Origin of the sequence: Bacillus sanguinis (assembly GCF_018332475.1) — a bacterium.
GTDB lineage: Bacteria > Bacillota > Bacilli > Bacillales > Bacillaceae_G > Bacillus_A > Bacillus_A sanguinis.
In genome coordinates this window covers 1-7,915 of sequence record NZ_BOQB01000231.1, presented here as the reverse complement: position 1 = coordinate 7,915, position 7,915 = coordinate 1, and the positions used below count along the sequence as shown (strand labels likewise).

The 7,915-nt window shown below is 32.4% G+C and carries 7 protein-coding genes; 1 reads left to right on the top strand and 6 read right to left on the bottom strand.

The window, feature by feature from the left end; translation table 11 throughout:
* The 3 genes from pdxR to KI369_RS21960 form a co-directional block, all read right to left on the bottom strand.
* Positions 1 to 1,433, bottom strand: a 1,433-nt coding sequence (pdxR, locus tag KI369_RS21970) for a MocR-like pyridoxine biosynthesis transcription factor PdxR (RefSeq protein ID WP_212957389.1), incomplete at its 3' end; no start/stop codon positions are given.
* Between the two features lie 124 nt (positions 1,434 to 1,557).
* Positions 1,558 to 2,598, bottom strand: coding sequence for a homoserine dehydrogenase (locus KI369_RS21965; RefSeq protein WP_212957388.1), 1,041 nt, complete (start codon positions 2,596 to 2,598; stop codon positions 1,558 to 1,560).
* 88 nt (positions 2,599 to 2,686) lie between these two features.
* Positions 2,687 to 3,928 carry an esterase/lipase family protein gene (locus KI369_RS21960; RefSeq protein WP_212957387.1) on the bottom strand — a complete coding sequence of 414 codons (1,242 nt, stop codon included), beginning with the start codon at positions 3,926 to 3,928 and terminating at the stop codon, positions 2,687 to 2,689.
* 253 nt (positions 3,929 to 4,181) lie between these two features.
* Between KI369_RS21960 and KI369_RS21955 the strand changes: the two genes are divergently transcribed.
* A complete protein-coding gene (locus KI369_RS21955; protein WP_212957386.1) occupies positions 4,182 to 4,523 on the top strand; it encodes a DUF3914 domain-containing protein in 342 nt (113 codons plus the stop codon).
* Positions 4,524 to 4,598: 75 nt separating this feature from the next.
* Here KI369_RS21955 and KI369_RS21950 read toward each other — a convergent pair whose 3' ends face one another.
* The 3 genes from KI369_RS21950 to KI369_RS21940 form a co-directional block, all read right to left on the bottom strand.
* Positions 4,599 to 5,267, bottom strand: coding sequence for a lipoprotein BA_5634 family protein (locus tag KI369_RS21950; RefSeq protein ID WP_212957385.1), 669 nt, complete (start codon positions 5,265 to 5,267; stop codon positions 4,599 to 4,601).
* Between the two features lie 67 nt (positions 5,268 to 5,334).
* Positions 5,335 to 7,266: an ABC transporter permease gene (locus KI369_RS21945; RefSeq protein WP_212957384.1), complete on the bottom strand. Its 1,932-nt coding sequence runs from the start codon at positions 7,264 to 7,266 to the stop codon at positions 5,335 to 5,337.
* Positions 7,241 to 7,915, bottom strand: a 675-nt coding sequence (locus KI369_RS21940) for an ABC transporter ATP-binding protein (protein WP_212957383.1), incomplete at its 5' end; no start/stop codon positions are given. The genes KI369_RS21940 and KI369_RS21945, both read right to left, overlap by 26 nt.

Here is a 7,915-nt window from a genome sequence, read left to right as displayed (position 1 = left end):
TTTTTTATTGTATCACCAATTATTTTAATTCCACGAACTATTTCTTCTTCTTTCAGACGTGAAAACCCTAATCGAAACGTGTTCGCTCCTCCTCCATCAGAATAAAACACATCTCCAGGAGAAAATGTAACCCCTTGCTCATAACACTTTTGTAAAAGCGTACGAGCATGAATTTTTTCTTCTAACTCTATAAATAAATGAAGTCCACCGTCACCGGTCATTCTTTGAAACGGAATGTACTCATTACACGCTCCAACAGCTAACTCATATTTTTTCTTATAAACAGACCTTGCCTTTTTTAAATATTTTTCAAAATATCCTTCATGTAAATATTGAAATAAAACCGCTTGATCTAGCGTTGATGTGTGTATTGTTCTTGCTCTTTTTACACTTTCTAAATGATGGATTAGCTCTTTATCTGCGATGATCCATCCTACACGTAAACCAGGGAAAAGTACTTTCGAAAAGCTACTAATATAAATCACATTATTACCAGCGCCAGCAAAAGTTAATAATGGCGCTAAATGTGAACCTGAATAACGTAGTTCTTCATTAAATCCATCTTCTATAATAGGAATTTTATATTTTGAAAATAAGTTCATCAGTTCTGTTCTTTTCTCTGAACTCGTAACAATACCGGTTGGATTATGATAGGAAGGAATTAAATATGCAAAATCAAACTCTTTTTCACGCAAGCTTTTTTCAACTTCGCTCGTATCAATACCATCTTCATTCATAGTAATTCCATGAACTTCAAGTCCATGTAAGCGGAACAACTTCAAAGCAGCATGATGTGTCGGATTCTCACAAATAACCCGCCCTGATTTTTTCGATAGCGAAGATAGTACAATGTCTAATCCTTCTGTAAATCCATTTGTAATTAATATATCTTTATTTGAAATATCTACACCTTTCATTTCCATATAATGAAGTAGATAGTTCATTAACGGTCTATAACCTTTTGCATAGCCATAATTTAATACGACATCTCCTTCAATGGACATACGAGTAAGAAAAGCTCTTTTGAAATTTTCCACATCAAATAGCTTTTCGTCCGGAGCAATACTATTAAAAACTATCATTCCTTTTTCCCAGCGGACACCATGTTTCATTAAATCTAATTCATCCGCTAATAAGGTAACTGTATTAAGTTTATTTTTCCAATCTATTTCAACAGACGAAGTGTTTGAAATATCAACCTTCGCAACAAAATTTCCTTTTCCTTTAACTGCATAAATGAGCCCTTCTTGCTCCAAATCTGCATATGCAGCGAGTACAGTATTTCTGCTCAAACTTAGTAATTCACTTAGTTCCCTTGTTGAAGGGATTTTTTGATCCCCGAGCAAATGTCCTTTCATAATCATCTTTTTCACATAATCTTTCAATTGAATATAAACGGGACGCTCTTTCACAACTTTAAAATCTTTAAACAATTCCTTACCCCCTGCAATCATTTTTGCATATTTATTTCATTATCAAAAGGTCCACTACATATGTATTTTTTATAAAGGGCGGTACGGTCTTATAAAATACCACTTTAATTAATTGATAATTTTACTACCCGTTAATACGTGACAAATCTTTACGATATAAGTTAATTATATCTTTTAAAGCTGCTGCTGCGGCTCCACGTGGATTTGATGCACCACCAATTGTAGTAACTTGGCCCATCGTATCTGTAAAGAACGTAATCCCTTTTTCTGTCCCATTTACTTTTGCTAGCGGATGATTTTTATGTAATTCGTACGGTTCAACATTTAGATTCACATTACCTTCATTATCTTTATAGGCTGATGCTATCAATTTAATAATTTTATTTTGTTCCTTCGCATTTTGAATTTGTTGTTTTGTAACATGTTCGATTCCTTTAATATGTATATCTGTAAGCGTATTCTCTGTTCCCATTAAACTGTTTGTCAAAAGTAACAATTTACACGCACTATCAGAACCACTTACATCTAATATTGGGTTTGTTTCAGCAATTCCCCTACTTTGCGCTTCTTTCAGTGCTTCTTCAAATGTAATATCTTCCTCATTCATTTTCGAAAGAATATAATTTGTTGTTCCGTTTAATATTCCTTCTATTTTTTCAATATGGCAACCAGCTAAACTAAATTGACCAATATCAAGTGTTGGTAATGCCGCAGCAGTTGCACCACTGTATCGAATTCGTACATTTGCGATTCTTGCTGCTTCATTTATTTCTCTCCAGTTTGTAACAAGCGCACCTTTTGAAATTGCTACTATATCCATTTTTTTCTCAATCGCTTGTTTTATATATTGTTTCCCTGGATTTCCATCTTTAAGGTTTGTAACTGTTGATTCTACCAGCACTGTACCACTTATGTTATCTGTTGCACGTTCCTCCGGATGATATTCTATATACTTTTCAATTGCAGCGCTACTGCTACCATACGTTAATAAGTTCTGAATAGATAACCCATCCTCATTGTGTATTGCAACATTTCTACCTAATACGCCACTTACAACTAATCCTATACCATATGTTTCATATATATATGAATATTTTTCATGTAATAATTTTATAAACTCTCTTCCTACTGTTCCATATCCTGATAGTACAACTTTAATTTTCATAATATCCCCCCCATATTTTTCTACCAAATCCCTCTTTCAATATAATATAAAGCGCCCTCGAATTCCATCGAGAGCGCTTTATTATTACCTATTTCGGTAAACGTGATAGCTTTTCAGCAATTGCTCTATAAAACTCTTGAATGCTAGAAAAACCTAACGTGTCTGAAACACTAAGTCCTACCATGTCGAGATGATCCCAATTTGATTTCATTTCGATATGATTCCATTTTCCAACCTGTAAAGGCTCATAATTATTTACATCAGTATTAGTAGAAGGTGCAATCATAGAATTTGTATTTACTACACCGTCATTTTGCCACCAAGAAGTATCAATGAATGGACGATTGTCTTCATATCTCGCATAAGAGCCTAAGAAAAATGCATTCCCCATTAACACTTTATTCATCGTTATATGAGGCAAATGTAAACCTGTTATAGGTGCCGCTTGTGATGCATGTCCACTATAGGATAAGTAATACACATTCGGTTGCGTCTTTACCCAAGTATTTAACTCCTTTGCACCATCAGTACTTAAATCCCATTGACTTATATCTTTTGTATTTTTCCAAATTGAACTATTTAAAATACGATCAGTATATTGTAAAGAGGACTCTCCAGCATTCTTCTTTAACCCCCATTGATCCAATTTGAAATCATATAATGATAAATTACTGTTTCCTCCTAAACTTGCAGCTGTAATGAGTAAATCTTTAACGAACGGTAGTAGAAGACTACCATCCGCAAGTGTTGTACCGTTGTGAGGGGTTGCTAATGTTGTAACACTATAAACATATGATTTCTCGCCCTCAAATAGTGGTGATATTTTGGTGTTTGGGTGATTTTTCACATAATTTTTTTCTTCAAAACTGCCTTCTTTTAATAGCTGTACCAATGTTCTAATTGTTTGTCCACCCATGCTATGTCCAACTAAATGTACTTTATTTGTTTCACTCCAACTCGGCGTGAAACCACTATAAGTTCTTCCAAAACGATTATGTCCATGTTTCTCAGCATGTGCGGTACCGTAGTCTACTGTTCCACCGTTAATTTGGGCATATAATTCACATGCACGATCCCAGTTACTAGAAACTGGCCCAACGGCTGCGGTATGAACTGTATAACCATTGCGTTTCAAATCTTCCTGTATATCATGAACACCACCCCAATATTTAACCCCTAGCATTTCCTCTCTACCCCATCCGGCAAACCCGTTTACTAAAATGATCGGATAATTATTTTGTTGACTCTCTTCAGCGTATATTACTTTCGTGGCGAATGAACATACAGTCATCAATGCAAAAAAACATATTTTTAAAAATAACTTCCCCATACTTCCTCCCCCTAATAAAACGTTTACATTTTTTAATTTACAGCATGCTTTAATAACTTAAACATAATGTAAAGTATTTTATATACGTTGTATATATAGAAAACATATACAAATGTTGATAAATATTTACTTTTTACAATACAACTTGTAAATCTGTTTATTCGAATTTATAATTAGATATAGTTTCCTCATGTTAAAAAGATTTAAAAACCATAAGAAAACTAATCTCATTGCTTCATAAGGAGGAAAAATCATGCAAATCGGATCAAATATTCATACAATGTCTCAACCTACTAAAATAACTCCATCTAATCTTGAGCATAATACTATCTCTTCTACTAAACTTGAAAGTAAGAAAGTAAATGATCCTATCAAGTTCGATATTCGTTCATCCGAAAAAGAAATGAAACAGCCAGAGCATAAATTTAACGAATTAGATTTATGGAAGATGCTAAAAGATAAAGGTGTTCCTTTATGGATGATACTTGAAATGCTTCAAAAATTCCGTAAAGAGAAAGAATCTCAAAATAATTCGGTTCAAAATCCAAATGTGATCGAAGAAACAAACGAGACTCGATTAAATGAAGTAATGTAATCTATGTTATATGAATGGCCTATAAACTAAAAAGAGTTCGAGCTTGATAAAGTTTCTATCAACCTCGAACTCTTTTTAAAATTTTTGTCCAATCGTTACAAATTGAAAAAATACTTCTCCTTCCAAACCTTTAATTAGCTTTTTTACTTTGACATTTTCATTAACCATTGTATTATCTGTCGACATTTTAGGTCTTTCATCACCTAGAGATTTCTTTAATTGAAGAAGGTGCATTTTCGTTTCATTTGCTTTTATTTCCTTATATACGCTATTTTTTGCTACAATCACATACGATTGCGTTGGATATTTACGAGTGTTACCTATCCAAGTGTCACTATCGTATGTAACAGGAATCTCGTTTCCTTCTATTTTAATACTTTTCATAGTCTTTTCGTCTTCATTTGTAAACAGTAGGGATCCTTCTTTTGGGAATTTTGGTAACGTATCTAAAATAGAAATGGAGCCATTATCTCGTTTACGAAAAACTTTTTCTTTAATCAGTGCTAGTGCTGTAGATTCATTTAAAATTAATACATGTCCATTTCCAACTTCACCTTTTTTCACAGAAAACACTTCATTTTCTTTCGTAATTTCCTGATAACGATTAATAATTGGTGAAATATTATTTTCCTCTCCAATAATTAATACACCGTTTGCAGGAAATGAGTTATCCTTTTTAGAGCATGCACTAAAGCTTATTAAAAGTATTATAGTTAACATAAAAATAGTTAAAGTTCTTTTCATCACGGTTCCTTTCATAATTCATATCATTTTTTACATGCTTTTCTGTAATTTTATTAGATGATATCCCTTATTGCTCCATAGTCTTATAAAGCTTTTGTAGGTAACGCCAACGAGTAATAAAGAAATATAAAACTTGTATACATATAAATGAAATTAAAATAACAATCGAGCTATTTAAAATAGAAAAACTAACTAATTGTTGCAGTGCCGTATACGCTACTACAGTATGAATCACCGCAACAGCAATCGGTAAGAAGAACATTAATAATAACTGTCTCGTTACAACTTTTTTTAATTCTTGTTTGCTTAATCCCATTTTCGAAATCATTTTATATTGTTGTTGATCACGGTCCAAATCAGTGTATAATCGGAAATAAATAAAACTAGCAGCAAATGTAAAGAAAACGATTCCGACTAAAACACTTGCCATAAGTAATAAACCATTCTTTTGCTTTGCCTCCAACAAGTTTAATGTTAAAGCTACAAAGTAGAAATCACTGTCCCTAAGATCTTTATCGAATATACTCTTTAATTGATTTGAAATCTCTTTCGTTCTTATCCAATCATCTACAACAAATCCGTAAGTACGATATTGAATATCTTTATCCTCTGGATTACTCGTCAGAGGAATTTCATTATACACATGATCTTGAACAGCAATATAAATACTACTAGAATCATGTGGTAAAACTAAATTCTCTACAGTTTTCTTCACACGAAATGTCTTTGTCCAATCTCCTTGAATGACTTCAATATTTTTTTTATAGTCACCATTTTTAAATTCTTGCTTTTGTGACACCCTCCCAGGAATTAGTAAAATTTCATCTTCTTTTTCAATCGTTTCATGTTGGTACCCGAGTGCTCTCGTAAGTTCGTTATATTCACTTAATTTCAATACATTTACGTTACTTTCTGTAAATTTACTTGAAGATGTAGCCATTCGATACGGAATATTTGCATCCAAGAGGTGTTTTTTTATAATAGAGAGATGTTTATCTACCAATTTGTTGTTTTCAGAGCTTTCATACAGAAATGTATATGGGTTTGTCATCCACACTAAATTTCTATTACCAATAGCAGCTGTTGTACCAATAGCTGTAAATGCAACTGCTGAAATAATAGATACAATAAAAAACATCGTTGCATTATCTTTCATACGGTAAATTAATTCAGAAAACGTTAATATATTTGTTCTTTTTAAAAAGAAAGATTCTCTCCTTTTAGCAAGATGTAATATATAAACGCTACACTGTGTATATAAAAAGTACGTTCCTATAATTACTAGTAGGACACCCATTCCGAGCGTAGTAAAACTGGAACTTGAAATAAAGCGAAATACTGAGAAATATCCATATCCTATACTAATTAAAGAAAGCAGTGATAATAAAATTGAAGATTTCGGTTCAGGTTTTGGTTTTTCCTCTGCTCGAATAAGTTCCACAAGTTCCGTTATTTTTACCATTTTAAATGTAAATAGTGAAACAATGAAAAATAAGAAAAGAAAAGTGATAACTGTTAATAATACAGCCTTCACTGGTGTATAAAAAGGCAAACCATTATTAATCATTAATACACTTGCGCTTATCAATAAGACTAGTTTAGAAAATATGAGTCCAATGAAAATCCCTATACAAATTGAACCAAGTCCAATCAACATATTTTCAATTAATAATAATTTCTTAAACTGTCTCATTGACATACCTTGCATCATTAATATGCCAAATTCTTTCTTACGAGTTTTTAAAAATGAACTAACTGAATATAGAATAAAGAAAAATGAAAATACAAAAATCAAACCTTGCGAAATTGTAAATCCCATCGTACCATATGCACTCATTGTTGCACTTGTTGATTTTAATTCCCCTTGTAAATCAGGATGAAATAATAAAAGAGCATATGTAAAGAAAACCATAATAGAAAATGTACTACTTAAAAAATGGGCAGCGTATGTACGCTTATTACGAAAAATATTATTAAATGCGAACTGACGAAAAGTCATGCCTTTTCCCTCCTAACAAAGAAAGGACATCCATAATCTTTTGATAAAAGGTTTGTCTGCTTTCACCACAATAAATTTCGTTATATAGTTGACCATCTTTAATAAATATTACTCTACTGCAAAAACTCGCAGCATACGGATCATGTGTAACTAACATCATCGTTGCTTTTTCTTCTTTATTAAGAGTATCAAGCATCTCCATTACATCATTTGAGGATTTAGAATCTAAATTCCCCGTTGGTTCATCTGCAAGTAATAATTGCGGTTTATGAACAATTGCACGAGCGATTGCTGTTCTTTGCGCTTGTCCTCCTGATATTTCAAACGTTCTTTTACTCAATATATCCGTAATATGTAATTTCTCTGCAATTTCTTCCACTCGTTTGTTCATTTCTTTCACAGAAACACCATCTAAAGTCATTGGCAATACGATGTTTTCTTTTACAGTAAGTGTGCTAAGAAGATTAAATGATTGAAAAACAAATCCTAATTGTTTCCTACGGAATAACGCTAAATCTTCTAATGATAATTGGAAAGGATTTGTGCCATTAATTAAAATTTCTCCCGATGATGGAGAATCAATTGTAGATACCATATTTAATAACGTTGTTTTCCCACTACCAGATGGTCCCATAATCCCTACAAATTC

Bases quoted from the DNA above. Each gene is read 5' to 3' on its own strand.
- KI369_RS21965 (WP_212957388.1), bottom strand. From the start codon at position 2,598: ATGAAAATTAAAGTTGTACTATCAGGATATGGAACAGTAGGAAGAGAG.
- KI369_RS21960 (WP_212957387.1), bottom strand. From the start codon at position 3,928: ATGGGGAAGTTATTTTTAAAAATATGTTTTTTTGCATTGATGACTGTA.
- KI369_RS21955 (WP_212957386.1), top strand. From the start codon at position 4,182: ATGCAAATCGGATCAAATATTCATACAATGTCTCAACCTACTAAAATA.
- KI369_RS21950 (WP_212957385.1), bottom strand. From the start codon at position 5,267: ATGAAAAGAACTTTAACTATTTTTATGTTAACTATAATACTTTTAATA.
- KI369_RS21945 (WP_212957384.1), bottom strand. From the start codon at position 7,266: ATGACTTTTCGTCAGTTCGCATTTAATAATATTTTTCGTAATAAGCGT.